General features: G+C 60.8%; 8 protein-coding genes. 5 read left to right on the top strand and 3 right to left on the bottom strand.

Annotated elements, in window-relative coordinates; translation table 11 throughout:
* Positions 1–152: 152 nt before the first annotated feature.
* Together recO and pdxJ are read left to right on the top strand one after the other, a co-directional pair.
* Positions 153–842: a DNA repair protein RecO gene (gene recO / locus D8U60_RS14680; RefSeq protein ID WP_016771561.1), complete on the top strand. Its 690-nt coding sequence runs from the start codon at positions 153–155 to the stop codon at positions 840–842.
* A 39-nt stretch (positions 843–881) separates the two neighbouring features.
* Positions 882–1,628: a pyridoxine 5'-phosphate synthase gene (gene pdxJ / locus D8U60_RS14675; RefSeq protein WP_016771560.1), complete on the top strand. Its 747-nt coding sequence runs from the start codon at positions 882–884 to the stop codon at positions 1,626–1,628.
* Positions 1,629–1,708: 80 nt separating this feature from the next.
* Here pdxJ and mltF read toward each other — a convergent pair whose 3' ends face one another.
* The gene (mltF, locus tag D8U60_RS14670) at positions 1,709–3,169 is read right to left on the bottom strand and encodes a membrane-bound lytic murein transglycosylase MltF (protein ID WP_024011704.1); all 1,461 of its coding nucleotides are present in this window, start codon (positions 3,167–3,169) and stop codon (positions 1,709–1,711) included.
* Between the two features lie 285 nt (positions 3,170–3,454).
* Here mltF and purL point away from each other — a divergent pair, with 285 nt between their 5' ends.
* The 3 genes from purL to D8U60_RS14655 all read left to right on the top strand — a co-directional run bounded on the left by purL (position 3,455) and on the right by D8U60_RS14655 (position 8,957).
* Entirely contained in the window at positions 3,455–7,351 is a 3,897-nt protein-coding gene (purL, locus tag D8U60_RS14665) for a phosphoribosylformylglycinamidine synthase (RefSeq protein ID WP_073473626.1), read from the top strand.
* A 5-nt stretch (positions 7,352–7,356) separates the two neighbouring features.
* On the top strand, positions 7,357–7,668 hold the full coding sequence (locus D8U60_RS14660) for a YqfO family protein (protein WP_130900370.1): 312 nt from the start codon (positions 7,357–7,359) through the stop codon (positions 7,666–7,668).
* A gap of 932 nt (positions 7,669–8,600) precedes the next feature.
* Positions 8,601–8,957 carry a DUF6124 family protein gene (locus tag D8U60_RS14655; protein ID WP_130900369.1) on the top strand — a complete coding sequence of 119 codons (357 nt, stop codon included), beginning with the start codon at positions 8,601–8,603 and terminating at the stop codon, positions 8,955–8,957.
* Between the two features lie 63 nt (positions 8,958–9,020).
* Here the strand turns inward: D8U60_RS14655 and D8U60_RS14650 are convergent, their stop codons facing one another.
* Positions 9,021–14,738, bottom strand: a complete 5,718-nt coding sequence (locus D8U60_RS14650) for a membrane-targeted effector domain-containing toxin (RefSeq protein ID WP_130900368.1) — start codon at positions 14,736–14,738, stop codon at positions 9,021–9,023.
* 129 nt (positions 14,739–14,867) lie between these two features.
* Entirely contained in the window at positions 14,868–16,583 is a 1,716-nt protein-coding gene (gene nagE / locus D8U60_RS14645; protein WP_130900367.1) for an N-acetylglucosamine-specific PTS transporter subunit IIBC, read from the bottom strand.
* Between the last annotated feature and the right edge of the window lie 2 nt (positions 16,584–16,585).

The raw sequence follows: 16,585 nt of genomic DNA, 5'->3' as shown, positions 1-16,585 counted from the left end.
AACACCGCTACTCACTGTGGGAGCGAGCCTGCTCGCGAAGAGGATGTAACATTCAGCATTGATGTTGACTGTCACTCCGCTTTCGCGAGCAGGCTCGCTCCCACAGTGGTTTTGGGTTGTATGTAAAACCGCGTTTCTTCATCGAGAACTCAATGTCGCAAAACCCGCCTCCCGCCCAGCCCGCCTATGTCCTGCATTCGCGCGCCTATCGCGAAACCAGCGCATTGGTCGATTTCCTCACGCCGCAAGGTCGGCTGCGGGCGGTGTTGCGCAGTGCGCGGGGCAAGGCCGGGACGCTGGCGCGGCCGTTCGTGGCGCTGGAGGTCGAGTTCCGTGGCAAGGGCGAGCTGAAGAATGTCGGGCGCATGGAGAGTTCTGGCACCTCTGCGTGGCTCAATGGCGAGGCGCTGTTCAGCGGTCTCTACCTCAACGAATTGTTGATCCGCCTGTTGCCTGCCGAAGACCCGCATCCCGCCGTATTTGACCACTATGCTGCGACCCTGTTGGCGCTGGCCGAGGGGCGGCCACTGGAACCGTTGCTGCGCTCCTTCGAATGGCGTCTGCTGGATGATCTCGGCTACGGCTTCTCCATGAACACCGATATGCACGGTGAGCCTGTGGCACCTGACGGTCTCTATCGCCTGCAAGTCGATGCCGGTCTCGAAAGGGTGTATCTGCTGCAACCAGGCTTGTTCAACGGCACTGAACTGCTGGCCATGGCCGAAGCCGACTGGTCGGCGCCCGGTGCGCTGTCGGCGGCCAAGCGGCTGATGCGCCAGGCCCTGGCGGTGCATTTGGGCGGGCGTCCGCTTGTCAGTCGCGAGCTGTTTCGCAAGCCCTGATATGCTGTGCGCCGAATCTCTCAATTCAGGAGCGCATCCGTGACCAGCAGCAATCGCATTCTTCTCGGCGTGAACATCGACCACGTCGCCACCCTGCGTCAGGCCCGTGGCACGCGCTACCCGGACCCGGTCAAAGCGGCGCTGGATGCAGAAGAGGCGGGCGCCGATGGCATCACCGTGCACCTGCGCGAAGATCGACGGCACATTCAGGAGCGTGACGTGCTGCTGCTGAAAGATGTGCTGCAAACGCGCATGAACTTCGAAATGGGCGTCACCGAAGAAATGATGGCGTTCGCCGAGCGCATTCGCCCGGCGCACATCTGCCTGGTCCCGGAAACCCGTCAGGAGCTGACCACCGAAGGCGGTCTGGATGTAGCGGGGCAGGAAGAACGTATCAGGGCGGCGGTCGAGCGCTTGTCGAAAATCGGCAGCGAAGTGTCGCTGTTCATCGATGCTGACGAGCGGCAGATTGCGGCTTCCAAGCGCGTCGGTGCGCCGGCTATCGAGCTGCACACCGGGCGTTACGCCGATGCCGAAACCCCGACTGAAGTGGCCGAGGAATTGAAGCGTGTGGCGGATGGCGTTGCGTTTGGTCTGGCCCAAGGCTTGATCGTCAATGCCGGGCATGGCCTGCATTACCACAACGTCGAGGCCGTGGCTGCGATCAAAGGCATCAACGAGCTGAACATCGGTCACGCGCTGGTGGCGCATGCGTTGTTCGTTGGCTTCAAGTCTGCCGTATCGGAAATGAAAGCGCTGATTCTGGCTGCTGCTCTCAAGGGCTAAGATCAAAAGATCGCAGCCTTCGGCGGCTCCTACAGGTGAACACATAACCCTGGAGCTGCCGAAGGCTGCGATCTTTTGCTTTAGAGCGGGGCGGGCTCTTGCGCGGGTTTCGACTTGTCGATCGCCGGCACATGCAGGTTGCCCTCGGCCACCTGATCGCCTTCAAGTTGCGGCTGGGTCACCCAGGTCAGGATGTCGTAGTAGCGACGGATGTTCGCCACGAAATGCACCGGCTCGCCACCACGGGCGTAACCGTAGCGGGTCTTGCTGTACCACTGCTTCTGCGAGAGGCGCGGCAGGATCTTTTTCACGTCCAGCCACTTGTCCGGATTCAGACCTTCCTTCGCCGCCAGTTTGCGCGCGTCATCCAGATGGCCGCTGCCGACGTTGTACGCCGCCAGGGCGAACCAGGTGCGATCCGGTTCCTGGATCGAGTCGTCGAGCTGATCTTTCATATAAGCCAGGTACTTGGCGCCGCCCATGATGCTCTGCTTGGGGTCGAGGCGGTTGGACACGCCCATCGCCTGCGCGGTGTTCTGGGTCAGCATCATCAAGCCGCGTACGCCGGTTTTCGAGGTCACCGTCGGCTGCCACAGGGATTCCTGATAGCCGATGGCGGCCAGCAGGCGCCAGTCGACTTTCTCTTTCTTCGCGTAGTTCTTGAAGTGCTGTTCGTATTTCGGCAGGCGCTGCTGCAAATGCTGGGCGAAGGTGGTGGCGCCCATGTAGCCAAGCACATCGACATGGCCGTAATAGCGGTCCTTCAGGCGTTGCAGGGTGCCGTTCTTCTGCACCTTGTCCAGATAGGCGTTGATTTCATTGAGCAGGCTGTTGTCTTCGCCCGGGCCGACCGCCCAGCTCTGACTGCGCGCGTCGCCGAGGTCGAAGGCCACGCGGATGTTGGTGAAGTACACCTGATTCATCGCCACTTCGTTGGAGTCGACCAGGGTCAGGTCGATCTGGCCCTCATCGACCATGCGCAGCAGATCGACCACTTCAACCGCGTCGGATTCTTCGTATTCGATACCGGGATATTTCTGTTTCAGCGCGGCCAGTTGCTCGGCGTGGGTGCTGCCCTTGAGCACGGTGATCTTCTTGCCGACCAGATCCGCCGGATCGGTGGGGCGCGACTGGCCGTTGCGGTAGATGATCTGCGGGGTGACTTCGAGGTAGGAGTGGGAGAACCGCACCTGCTTCTTGCGTTCATCGCTGCTGACCAGACCGGCGGCCGCGAGTACCGGGCCGTTCGGCTTGCCGACCTGGTTGAACAGGTCATCGAGGTTGTCGGCCGTCTCGATCTTCAACTCGACGCCCAAATCGTCGGCGAAGCGCTTCACCAGCTCGTATTCGAAGCCGGTTTCACCGCTGCGATCCTGAAAGTAGGTGGCGGGGCTGTTGCGGGTAACCACGCGCAGCACACCGTCCTCCTTTACGCGCTCGAGTGTGTTGGGTTTATCAACACAGCCACCGAGCACCAGGAAGAGTCCGGTTGCGATCAGCCATTTGGCGTATCGCGGACGCAAAGCCGTTGGGAAAAACATCTGCGCAGTATACGCAAACGGCCACGGGCGCCATATCTCGACAGCGTAGGACTAGTCTGCTAGCGATCACAAAATCGAACGAAATCCCTTGAATACGGGCCTTCAGGGCATTTTGTTACAGTAAAAATAAGCCGCGCTGAAAGGCTTGATTTACCTGACCCCGAAGGCAGAAACACAGATTGCTACCCGAGTGCAACCGTGCGTAGCGTTTCGGGTGATGTTGAGGTCGGTTTAGGCTAGAATGCACGGCCTCAAAGCACACCCCTTCCCGAGGCTGTCCCGAAGATGTTGATCCTGCGCGGCGCTCCTGCCCTTTCTGCCTTTCGCCACAGCAAACTCCTTGAGCAACTGAGCCAGAAGGTTCCAGCTGTCAGTGGCCTGTATGCTGAATTCGCTCACTTCGCCGAAGTCACCGGCGTCCTGACCGGCGACGAACAGCAGGTGCTAGCGCGCCTTCTGAAGTACGGCCCAAGTGTTCCGGTTCAAGAGCCTACCGGCCGTCTGTTTCTGGTGTTGCCGCGTTTCGGCACCATCTCGCCGTGGTCGAGCAAGGCCAGCGACATCGCCCGCAACTGCGGCCTGAGCAAGATCCAGCGTCTGGAACGCGGTATCGCCTTCTATGTTGCAGGGCAGTTCAGCGAAGCCGAAGCCCAGCTGATTTCGGACGCGCTGCATGACCGCATGACCCAGATCGTGCTGGCCAACCTCGAGCAGGCCGCCGGTCTGTTCAGCCATGCCGAGCCGAAGCCGCTGACGGCCATCGACATCCTCGGTGGCGGCCGCGCCGCGCTGGAAAAGGCCAACACCGAGCTGGGCCTGGCCTTGGCCGAAGACGAGATCGACTATCTGGTCAACGCCTTCAATGGTCTGAAGCGCAACCCGCACGACATCGAATTGATGATGTTCGCCCAGGCCAACTCCGAGCACTGCCGCCACAAGATCTTCAACGCCAGTTGGGACATTGACGGCCAGAGCCAGGAAAAAAGCCTGTTCGGCATGATCAAGAACACCTATCAGATGCACAGCGAAGGCGTGCTGTCCGCTTACAAGGACAACGCTTCGGTGATCGTCGGCAACGTTGCCGGCCGCTTCTTCCCGAACCCTGAAACCCGCCAGTACGGCGCGGTGCAGGAGCCGGTGCACATTCTGATGAAGGTTGAAACCCACAACCACCCGACCGCGATTGCGCCGTTCCCGGGCGCATCCACCGGTTCCGGTGGCGAGATCCGTGACGAAGGTGCAACCGGTCGCGGCGCCAAGCCAAAGGCCGGCCTGACCGGTTTCACCGTATCGAACCTGCAGATCCCGGGCTTCGAACAGCCGTGGGAAGTGCCGTACGGCAAGCCTGAGCGCATCGTCACCGCGCTGGACATCATGATCGAAGGCCCGCTCGGCGGCGCTGCGTTCAACAACGAATTCGGTCGTCCGGCGCTGACCGGCTATTTCCGTACCTTCGAACAGTCGATCACCACTCCGCACGGTGACGAAGTGCGTGGTTACCACAAGCCGATCATGCTCGCTGGCGGCATGGGCAACATCCGCGAAGAACACGTCAAGAAGGGCGAGATCGTCGTCGGCTCCAAGCTGATCGTGCTCGGCGGCCCGGCGATGTTGATCGGTCTCGGTGGCGGCGCGGCTTCGTCGATGGCCACCGGCACCAGCTCGGCGGATCTGGATTTTGCTTCCGTGCAGCGTGAAAACCCTGAAATGGAGCGTCGCTGCCAGGAAGTCATCGACCGTTGCTGGCAACTGGGCGACAAGAACCCGATCAGCTTCATCCACGACGTCGGCGCGGGCGGTCTGTCCAACGCCTTCCCGGAACTGGTCAACGACGGCGACCGCGGTGGCCGTTTCGAACTGCGCAACATCCCAAACGACGAGCCGGGCATGGCCCCGCACGAAATCTGGTCGAACGAATCCCAGGAACGTTACGTGCTGGCAGTCGGCCCGGAAGACTTCGAGCGCTTCCAGGCGATCTGCGAACGCGAGCGTTGCCCGTTTGCCGTAGTCGGGGAAGCGACTGCCGAACCGCAACTGACCGTGACCGACAGCCACTTCGGCAACAACCCAGTGGACATGCCGCTGGAAGTGTTGCTGGGCAAAGCTCCGCGCATGCACCGTTCGGTGGTTCGCGAAGCCGAACTGGGCGATGACTTCGATCCGTCGAACCTCGACATCAGCGAGTCCATCGAACGCGTTCTGCATCACCCTGCCGTAGCCAGCAAAAGCTTCCTGATCACCATCGGCGACCGCACCATCACCGGCCTTGTCGCCCGTGACCAGATGGTCGGCCCATGGCAAGTGCCGGTGGCTGACGTTGCCGTCACCGCCACCAGTTTCGACGTCTACACCGGTGAAGCGATGGCGATGGGCGAGCGTACTCCGCTGGCTCTGCTGGACGCGCCGGCATCGGGCCGCATGGCTATCGGCGAAACCATCACCAACATTGCTGCCTCGCGCATCAACAAGCTCTCCGACATCAAACTGTCGGCGAACTGGATGTCGGCGGCCGGTCACCCGGGCGAAGACGCGCGTCTGTACGACACCGTGAAAGCGGTCGGCATGGAGCTGTGCCCTGAGCTGGGCATCACCATTCCGGTGGGCAAGGACTCGATGTCCATGGCCACGCGCTGGAACGACAACGGCGAAGACAAGACCGTCACCTCGCCAATGTCGCTGATCGTCACCGGTTTCGCGCCAGTGGCTGACATCCGTCAGACCCTGACTCCGGAACTGCGCATGGACAAGGGCACCACCGACCTGATCCTGATCGACCTCGGTCGCGGGCAGAACCGCATGGGTGCATCGATCCTCGCGCAAGTCCACGGCAAACTCGGCCAGCATGCACCGGACGTCGATGACGCCGAAGACCTGAAGGCCTTCTTTGCGGTGATCCAGGGCCTCAACGCCGACGGTCACCTGCTGGCTTACCACGACCGTTCCGACGGTGGTCTGCTGACCTCCGTGGTGGAAATGGCCTTCGCCGGCCACTGCGGTCTGAGCCTGAACCTGGACAGCGTTGCCGAATCCGCTTCGGAAATCGCCGCGATCCTGTTCAACGAAGAACTCGGCGCAGTGATCCAGGTTCGCCAGGACGCCACCCCGGACATCCTCGCGCAATTCAGCGCGGCCGGTCTGGGCGACTGCGTGTCGGTGATCGGTCAGCCGATCAACAATGGCCAGATCAACATCACCTTCAACGGTGACACCGTGTTCGAAGGCCAGCGTCGTCTGCTGCAACGTCAGTGGGCCGAGACCAGCTACCAGATCCAGCGTCTGCGCGACAACGCCGACTGCGCCGAGCAGGAATTCGACGCGCTGCTGGAAGAAGACAACCCGGGCCTGAGCGTCAAGCTCAGCTACGACGTCAATCAGGACATCGCCGCGCCTTACATCAAGAAAGGCATCCGCCCACAGGTTGCCGTGCTGCGTGAGCAGGGCGTCAACGGTCAGGTGGAAATGGCCGCCGCGTTCGACCGCGCCGGTTTCAGCGCGATCGACGTGCACATGAGCGATATCCTCGCCGGTCGTGTCGACCTCAACGAGTTCAAAGGCCTGGTGGCCTGCGGTGGTTTCTCCTACGGCGACGTGCTCGGCGCCGGTGAAGGCTGGGCCAAGTCGGCGCTGTTCAACAGCCGCGCCCGCGATGCGTTCCAGGGTTTCTTCGAACGTAACGACAGCTTCACGCTGGGCGTGTGCAACGGTTGCCAGATGATGTCCAACCTGCACGAGCTGATCCCGGGCAGCGAGTTCTGGCCGCACTTCGTGCGCAACCGCTCCGAGCAGTTCGAAGCGCGGGTGGCGATGGTGCAGATCCAGGAATCGAACTCGATCTTCCTGCAGGGCATGGCCGGTTCGCGCATGCCGATCGCCATCGCCCACGGTGAAGGGCATGCCGAGTTCGCCAGCGAAGAAGCACTGCTGGAAGCCGATCTGTCCGGTTGCGTGGCGATGCGTTTTGTCGACAACCACGGCAAGGTCACCGAAGCCTATCCGGCCAACCCGAACGGCTCGCCGCGCGGGATCACCGGCCTCACCAGCCGTGACGGCCGCGTGACGATCATGATGCCGCACCCGGAGCGTGTGTTCCGTGCGGTGCAGAACTCGTGGCGTTCGGAAGACTGGAACGAAGACGCGCCGTGGATGCGCATGTTCCGTAATGCTCGCGTGTGGGTTAACTGATCGTCGTGTACAAGTTGGCGTTTTTTGTTCCTGACAGTCATGTCGAGGTGGTCAAAGGGGCTGTGTTCGCTGCCGGTGGTGGGCGGATCGGTGACTATGACCACTGTGCGTGGCAGGTGCTTGGCCTGGGCCAGTTTCGACCGTTGGACGGCAGTCAGCCGTTTATCGGTCAGGCGGGGCAGGTCGAGCGGGTTGAGGAATGGAGGGTTGAGCTTGTCGTTGCGGATGAGTTGATTGTGGCTGTTGTGGCGGCGTTGAAGCTCAGTCATCCGTATGAGACGCCGGCTTATGAGGTGTGGCGGCTGGAGGATTTCTGATCTTCTTGGCTGCTTGAACGGGAAGCCCGCAGATGAGGGATTGTCTGCGGGTTTTTTGTTGGCCTTGGTTTTATTTGGATTTGGGTGAATATCCGTTGCTTCGGGTGTGGCGGCTGGCGGTTTCGCCCTTACGGCGACTTACTTTTTTACAAGCGCCTAGAAAAGTAAGCAAAAAACGCTAGCTCCTGCGTTCGGCCCTCGCAGGCTCGGGTCCCTTCGCTCCGGGACTGATCCGGGCGCAGCGGCTCCGGTTTGCTTCGCTGCACCTCCTTCCGCTGTGTCTGGCTGCGCCAGACGGTCGCTGCGCTCCCACCCCCGGATCAATCCCTCCACTCAGCCTTCCGACGTCGCCGGTGGATCAAGATCAAGAGCAGGCGAGCTGACACTCGGCCTATTGAGTGGTGAAAAGCGTGTGTGTCCGGCTTTTGATTTGTGTTGTTGCTGCCCCTCACCCCAGCCCTCTCCCGAGGGAGAGGGGGCCGATTTTGTGTGGTTTGCAAATCCTGAGTTCAACTCGGACTTTCACGTCGGCGTACCTCGCCTGAACAACTCGGTCAGTCCCCTCTCCCTCTGGGAGAGGGCTAGGGTGAGGGTGGCGATCTGGAGTGTGTTTAAAGCGGTATCTGAGTTCGCAGAACCTTCCCACAAGGTTTTCAGGTTGTCCGTCGGACGTGCGATCTCTAGTCTTTTCCCGTCGCTGCGAATCAGCGATCGGGAGTGAGATCCCCGGATAGCTTGCAACTGGCGCCAGCACCACGATAATTGGCGCCAGCTCAATCTGCTGCCTGCTTTATGGCGGCTGTGTGCGGGCAGACTTCGGTCTGGCCGGTTGCCTGCTCCGGTGGATCTCACCTCGCACATAGCTGCCACCTATTCGCCGCGTGAGATCCGGCGATCGATGGCTGCCCATCAGCATCAGCAGGAGAAGCATTTTGGATAAGATCGTCCCCGACCCACCCCTCGAACCCACCACCCCCCTCGAACAAACCATCCGCGCCGACGACCTCGCGAAAAACCGCGAAGCGATCAAGCGCGCTCTGGATTTTTACCTGTGCCCACAGCCGAGCAAGGCGCGCCCGCCCGGCACCCTGTTTCTGATCCAGCCCGACGTCGACACCGAAACCCTGCTCGCCCACGCCTGTGAATCCCTCGCTTCAGCCAACACTCTGGCCAGTGATTTCGCCGATCAGTTGGGGCGACCGCAGCGCAATACGGCGCTGGCGATTCAGCAGATCATCATGCTCGCTGAGCTGGCGGTGAACCGTGCGCTGGATCGGGTTGATCCGTAGGCGTAAAAAAACCACCGGGCCGTCAAGCCCGGTGGTTTTCCACGACGTGCAATCGCGTGGATGTCACGTCACCTGTGTCAGCTTGACGTCCGTTACAAGCATGTCGACCAAGGTTCGCAGGTATTTGAAGCTCTGATCTTTTTTCCCCCAGCGATCAATGAAGAACAGACCTTTGTCATTGATCTGAATCGGCGTCTCAACGATCTCGCCGGACCTGGATCTATGCACCACACTGGCGTTGCGGGTATCTGCATTTTCGATCAGGAATTGGCCCTGTCGAGTCAGTCTGCTGCGACTGACAGACGGAGGCGCAGCAGGCTTTTTCGTGCCGGGGACGGCCACCTCCATCACAAAGTCGCTGCTCAAGGCCCTCACGTTGGCCTCGTGCTGGCCGCTGACAAATTCCCATGTACCGCGATGAATATCCCTGGCCAGCTCGGGGGCGGTGTCGCGCACGTGCAGGCTGACGGCTGAAAGTGTATCGGCCAGACCTGGCACGCCGAGGTTGTAATTGGTGTGCGCACTGCCGATGAGGGCCACCCATTTATGCGGGCCGTTGGCCAGTTGATCAGCCTCGATCACTTGGGTTGCAAAATAGCTGAACATCTCGTTTCGCGAGACTGCTTTGTCATGCAGGCCCTTGAGGTGGTAGGACGCTGTGCAATCGATCGCTCTGATGCGGATGTTGTATTTGGCTGCTGCCTGGTAGAGCTCCGTGTAGGTATCGCTCCCACCGTAAGCCATCATGTGCCCTCGGTCCTGACGATGCAGGTACGCCTTCAGCCTGTGCGGCATACGTTGGGTTCGCAAAAAAATGTCGAGATCGGCCTGGTGCAGATCGGTGAACAGGTGCTCGACATACAACGTGTCATAGCCTGCTTTCTTGAGCGCTTTCATGTGCTTTTTCAGCAGCGCTTTGCTCGCTACATCGGCATGGGCTTCGCCGATCAGAAGATTCAAGCGTCCGTCGGCCAGCTGCCGCAGAAAAGCCTCGAATGTGCAGTCGGAGGTGAGCACCGGCAGAATCGGCGCATCGGGAGGGACGTAGTCGGTGAAAGCGTCTCTGGCGGTTTTTTCCAGGCGCTTGCGCTGGGCGATGAAAGCCTCGTAGGCCGTTCTTTCACTGGAGATCGTCGGGGTGTAATTCGAGTCCATGGAGTAGGGCTTATGCAACATTTCAGCGATATCGTCACGCAGCGGCAAAGCCACATCGAAATCGCTGAAGTGATCAACGGCGCTAGCTGCGGCGGGCGGCCTGGAGACGGGTAGAGGTGCCTTGTAGGTGCTCGGCATCTGTACCAGGAAATCACCTTGCGCAGTCGCATCGCCGGCGATGGCGCCGGGTGTATCCCTGCTTATGCGTGCCGGTTGGTACAGGTCGATGTCTTCAACACGTATGGCTACGGCCTCGTGCAGGTCGGCCAGGCCCGGCGTGTTGTCGAACGTGGTCATGCGCGACTGTTCGGTCAGGGCAATCCAGCGCTCTTCGCCGACGTCGGCCACATCGCTGGCAAGCGCCTTGTGCGAATAGAAGTTTCTGATGGAGTTGTTTCGCGGAGTCAGCGGCGAGACTTCGGACATCACCATGATCCCTTCGAGCTTATAGCTGGCCGAGCCGTCTAGCGCATGGATGCTCATGCCTTTTTCCCGGGCCCTGCGCACCAGCGCCAAGTAAGAAAAAGCTGCGTCCGGCGCATACCCCATGGCTTTGTCGAGCGCCTTCAGATGTTTGTTGATATGAAACCAGGAGCCGTTCCTGTTGAGCTTTTCCAGTTTGAGATGAAACACGTCACCCGGCAGGTATTCGAGAAAGAGATGCTTGTAGCCGTTCGCAACGAGGACGTCGAGATGCTCGATCAATAACTGTTTGCTGGCGATCGAACCAGGTTGTGCACCGATCACCAGGTTTTTTGCGGCGAATGCATCGCTGCCGATCAACTGTGCGAATGAGGTATTGGCGGCAACCGCCGGCACTTCGGCACGGGCGGGCAGCGGTGCGAGCCGGGCAAAATGGCGCGTGGCATCTTTGGTGAGTTTTTCGACCTGTTCCAGATAGGCTGTGCGTACCTCGCTCAACTGATCGACCACGCGGGCAATGATGGTCTGCCGCGGGATACCCATGTCGCTCAGTTGCAGCAATGCCTCGCGCGATTGCGGCACCAGCAACGTTTCGACGCGCTCGCGGTAGTCGATCGCGACTCCATAATCTTTGTGCGGACCGGGTGTATCGGGCACAGCTTCGTATTTCGGTGCCCCGCCTGACAGGCCGCTGCGCACCATCACCCCGTCGGAATTGCGTACGGTCAGAATGCCGGTCGAAAGCAGTCCGGAGCCATTCGGATCCGGGCGGTAGAGCAAATAACGGCCCAGCGCGTCCGGGTTGTTACTGGCGTAATACGACTGTCCTCTGAAAGCGACCGCCTGCATATCGTCCCAGACGGGTGCAGTGGCCATTTGATCGACCAATGCCAGAGCACTCTGTTGCTCATTGCCGGCAGTGGCGACAGCCTGACGCAACGGGCGCCGGACGGGCTTGAGTGACCGTAGCGCCGGACGCAGATCCGTCAGCACCGCGCCGGCACTGTTGAACAGATAACCGAGCAAGTGCCGGAACGCTTCGTTGTTGTTGCCCTGACGATAGGCATGCAGGGCGAGCATCGCGTCCTTGAAGGCCAGCAACAGGCCGGTGCTCAGGCTCAACAGCGGGAAGGGCGCGGTGGCGATGGCCGCGACCCACTCAACGCTCGTCCAGATCAGGCCAGCGATCATTTCGATACGACTGGTGGTGGTCGCGTGGACGTTGTCGATCCGCCGTTGCAGCTTCATGTCATAGAGCGCGGTCAGCAGGTCGCTGACGGCGTCAGCCGGTCGCATCGAGTCGTAGCGGGCGGGGCTGGGGGTGGTTTTGTTGAGGTCTTTGGGCAGCTTCTTGCGGATGTTGTCCAGGTGCGTGCGGACCCGGGTCTGGGCGCTGATACCCACGCGCGAGGTGAAGTACTCGACCATGCCCGATTGCAGCAGCAGATAATTGAACAGGCGCGCTTCACGAAAACGCACGCCGTCCGGTGCGTCCGGCGTATACAGCAGAACCGGATTACTGCCATGGCTGAACAGCCAGGTATCGATCACCCATTCGCCATCGATCATCAACCGGTGGATCGGGTACTTCGTCCGCGTCTGCCCCGACGTTTGATCCATGCTGGTGATGCTTTGCTGGAGCCATTGCAGGTCGCTGCTGGCGATATGTCCTTGCAGCTGGCATTCCAGCGCGGCGCTTTGCATCTGGCGCTGAGTGATCGCCAGCGTCGCGTTGCGGCGGAACGCGTAGCCTTCGCTCTGGGAATTCTGCAGCTCCTTTTTGACTTTGTCGGTATAGCGTTGGCCGATCCACACCCCTGTGACCGAGCGCGCGACATTCTGCGCGGTCAGGCTGCTGATATCGATGCCTTGCGGACCTCTGAAGCGCGCCGAGCGTGAGAATTTCTGCTCGAGAAAACCCACGCCGTCGGCATAGCCGTCGCGATACAGCCGGGTATAGGTCAACGGCTTTGGTGTCCATGAGGGCACGATCGATTTTGGCGAGTAGGCCCAAACGGTGTCAGGATCGACGTCATTGGCCGGACGTTTGAGCAAGCGGTTCAGGCTGAGCTTCGCTTGCTCGTGCACGTAGGCGTCAAATGTCTGGAAACGCCCGCCCGACAGCGGATGTTGATTGAATGCGAGCAGTGCGCCCTCGGCGTCGTCGCTCAGCGTCGTCAGTTGTCGGCGATTGGCCGCAGTGGTTGAGCGATACCATACCGGTGTACTGAAATCATAATCATCGATGCGTGTGGCAAGCATGTGTTCAGCCATCGCTTTGAGGCAATCGAGATGGTTGCCGAGGTGATCGAAAGTCACCTTCTGGTGCTCCGCTGCTTCCGGCTTGAAGCTCAGCCCCGACAAGACTTTGCGCAGAGCAGGACGAAAGCGCATCGGTGCGCGGCTGACCAGGTAACCGGCCATGGTTTGGGCAGCGTCACTCTGCTTGGCCCACGACAACACATGGGCCTGACATTCGCGCTCACTGTCAAAGGCCTCGAACTGGCGATCGCGTGGGGCCTGTGGCGTGCATAGCAGAACGCGTTTGAGCGCACCGGACTGATCGTTCTGACGCAGCACCCAAAGGTCTTGGAGTTGCGCACCGTGCAAGCACAGCGTGGCGGCGCGCAACTGTGAATCGCTGCCGCTGCGCAGGCGCTGGATCATTTGCAGGTCGCTGTCGAGCAGGTGCCCTTGCAGCGCTGCGGTATGGGCGAGCGCGACGATGCGCTGATCGAGCATCTGCTCAATGGCAGGTTTGATTGCGGAGCTTGCCTGCATCTGCGTTTGCAAACGTGCGAAGTCGACGCGCGGTTCCAGCTCCAGTGCCTGCTCGAGCACCCAGGCGGGCGTCACGTCCGCGTACTCGTCGGATAACGGCAGGTCGTTGTAAGTCAGCCGGGTGTGGCTGAGAAACTCCGAGCCTGGCAACTCATCGCCGGTGTGCGGGCCGCGCAGGGTCAGCTCGAGCAGGTTGCGCTTGTGCACATATACGCCATATCCCGGTACCCGTCGGTCGGTGGTGATTTGCAGGTTGTCCGGTTGCAGATCGTCGATTTGCAGATCATCACTCAGACGCTCCAGCCATTGCTGGCGGGCCACGGCCATCAGACTGACCGCCGGGCCCATCAGGTCAAGCAGGTTTTGCCGGGCCTGATTGTAGTTGCCCAGGTGCAACGCCAGTTCGGCCCGCTTGGCGGCGTCGGCGCTGCGGTACCAGTCCGGGGCGCTGTTGCGCAGGTGCCGTTCGAACAGGGTTTGTGCCTGAAGGGCCAGACGCGGAGTGAGATCCGGCAGCGCAGCGCCGATGGCGCGCTCCAGCTCGGCGATCAAGCGAGCGGGATCCTGCTGCGGGTTAGCGGCGAAACTCAGTGCATATTCGATATCCAGGGTGCGTTTTTCGATCAAGGTATCGTAGATGTGTTCGAACAGCGGTTGGCTGTCGATGGGCGTCAGCTGCAATGGCCAGATTCCTGCTGTACCGACCTCGTGGTAGCGGCTGGGCAGCAGCTGCATCAACTCGCCACGGCTGATGCTGTGCTTCATGGTCTCGAGCAGATGGGCGTCGAGATCAGCCAGAGAATTGAACAGCTCCAGGCCCCTGGCAGGTGTGAACAAAACGACGAAACCCGCGCTCTGGTCGGTCAGCAGATCGCTGACTTTCGGGGTGTCGTTTTGCGTAACAACAAAGGCCCCGGCGAGCTCGACGGTGGTTTGCTGATAAGTGAACTGCAACGCATACATGGCCGGACGCAAGAGCGGGCCCAGCGCCAGTTTCCTCATCAGTTCACCAGCCTGCGGGTGCAACAGGCGATCCTTGACGGCTTGTTGCGCCTCGTACTCGAGCGCGGTGAAACCGGCGTCGTATTTAAGGAAGGTTTTTGCCGGTTTGCCGTCGATCTGGTCACGCAGATCCATGTTGATCAGTTGCGTGCTGAGGCGCACCTTCAGCGTGGCGATCAGTTGCTTGCCTGCCTCGCTTTGCAGGTCGCTGGTTGCCAGCGCCTGATAGAGCGTGCGGCTGCGTTGCAGGTAGCTGTCGCGATAGGTTTTCAGCTGCTCTTCGAGACGTTTGAGATGAGCCTGCTCGGTGCTCGGTTTGTGCTCTGGCAACAGCGGGGTTTCGGTGTTGAAGAGCAGACGGCCGATCTGGTTGAGATCGTTTTTGATCTCATCGGGTGTGGGTGCGTTGGGGGTGCTCATAGGCACGATTTCCATGCTGGGGATGAAGGGCCAGCATGGCGAGCGGGGCGTGGAGGAGGGTGGTATCCATATATCGTGCGCGAGCCGGATTTTCCCCGCCCGCTCCAGCCCTCCCGCCACCGGCGCAGATCAAACCTGCGCGCTGACCTCCCCGCGACTCAGCAATGTCTCGATCGCCCCGCTCAAACTCGCGGCCTTGTCCCCCACCAGCAAATGCCAGACGCCGCCGTCCAACTGGCTGACACCCAGGCAGCCGAGCGCTTTGAGCTGCGCATCGGACAATGCCTTGGCATCGGCCAGTTGCAGGCGAATGCGGGTCATGGCGATGCAATCGAGTTGCAGCACATTGTCGCGACCGCCCAGTGCATCCAGCCATTGCTGCGCCTCGTTGCGGGTAAGCGCAACGGTCTTCGGCTCATCAGCAACCACTGCGGTTTCCTCCAACGCAGTTCGGCCCAGCGCAGGCATGGCCAAGCGAATCTCATCGGCGATGCTGTCAGCCAACGGCCCGACCACGACCTGCAAACTGCCGCCCTTGCCCGGGCGCACCACCGCCATCGCGCCCAACGCTTTCAGCTCGGCATCCGAAGCCTTGTTGCGGTCGACCATCTCCAGGCGCAGTCGGGTCGTGCACGCACCGACGGTGAGCAGATTCTCGGCGCCGCCCAAGGCTTTGATATACGCACTGGCGCGTTCGGTTTCCGAGAGCACGGTTTTTTCGGCGCTGGCGACGTCTTCGCGCCCCGGCGTCTTCAGATTGAAGCGGCGGATACAGAAGTCGAAGACCAGGTAATAGATGACCGCATAAGCCAGCCCGACCGGCACCACCAGCCAGCCATTGGTCGACTTGCCCCAGCCGAGAATCATGTCGATGAAACCACCGGAAAAGGTGAAGCCCAGATGAATGTTCAAGCCGTTGGTGATCGCCATCGACAGCCCGGTCAGCAGCGCGTGCAGGAGGAACAGCAGCGGCGCGAGAAACATGAAGGCGAATTCGATCGGCTCGGTCACACCGGTGAGAAACGAGGTCAGCGCCATCGACAGGAAGATCCCGCCCATCACCTTGCGCCGCTCCGGCAAAGCGTTGCGGTACATCGCCAGGCACGCGGCGGGCAGGCCGAAGATCATCATCGGGAACATGCCGGTCATGAACTGGCCGCCCTTCGGATCGCCGGCAAAATACCGCGACAGATCGCCGGTCACCAAGGCGCCCGTGGTCGGGTCGGTGAAGTTGCCGAAGACGAACCACGCCATGTTGTTGAGGATGTGGTGCAGGCCGGTGACGATCAGCAGGCGGTTGAACACGCCGAAGACGAAGGCGCCGAGGCTGCCGCTTTCCATCATCAGCGCGCCGAACGCGTTGATGCCCTGCTGGATCGGCGGCCAGATATAGCCGAACAGCACGCCCAGACCCACCGCCGCGAACCCGGTGACGATCGGCACAAAACGCCGGCCACCGAAGAACGCCAGATACTCCGGCAGCTTGATGTCCTTGAAGCGGTTGTACAGCGCACCGGCCATCAGGCCGCTGACGATCCCGGCGAGCATGCCCATGTTGATGGTCGAGTCGAGCACCTTGAGCGTGGAGATCATCACCAGATAACCGATCACTCCGGCGAGGCCGGCGGTGCCGTTGTTGTCCTTGGCGAAACCGACGGCGATGCCGATGGCAAAGATCATCGCCAGGTTGGCGAAGATCACTTGTCCGGCATCGTGAATGATCGCGATGTTCAACAGGTCCGTGTCGCCCAGGCGCAGCAGCAGGCCGGCAATCGGCAGGATCGCGATCGGCAGCATCAGCGCGCGGCCCAGGCGTTGCAGGCCTTCGATGAAGAGTTGGTACATGG

It is taken from the genome of Pseudomonas sp. Sample_11, assembly GCF_004307505.1.
Taxonomy (GTDB): domain Bacteria; phylum Pseudomonadota; class Gammaproteobacteria; order Pseudomonadales; family Pseudomonadaceae; genus Aquipseudomonas; species Aquipseudomonas atacamensis.
Note: the sequence above shows the minus strand (reverse complement) of the source record. Positions and strands in the feature narration are given on the sequence as shown.

Excerpts from the sequence above, each read along its gene's own strand:
- recO (WP_016771561.1), top strand. The coding sequence starts at position 153 with ATGTCGCAAAACCCGCCTCCCGCCCAGCCCGCCTATGTCCTGCATTCG.
- mltF (WP_024011704.1), bottom strand. The coding sequence starts at position 3,169 with ATGTTTTTCCCAACGGCTTTGCGTCCGCGATACGCCAAATGGCTGATC.
- purL (WP_073473626.1), top strand. The coding sequence starts at position 3,455 with ATGTTGATCCTGCGCGGCGCTCCTGCCCTTTCTGCCTTTCGCCACAGC.
- D8U60_RS14650 (WP_130900368.1), bottom strand. The coding sequence starts at position 14,738 with ATGAGCACCCCCAACGCACCCACACCCGATGAGATCAAAAACGATCTC.
- nagE (WP_130900367.1), bottom strand. The coding sequence starts at position 16,583 with ATGTACCAACTCTTCATCGAAGGCCTGCAACGCCTGGGCCGCGCGCTG.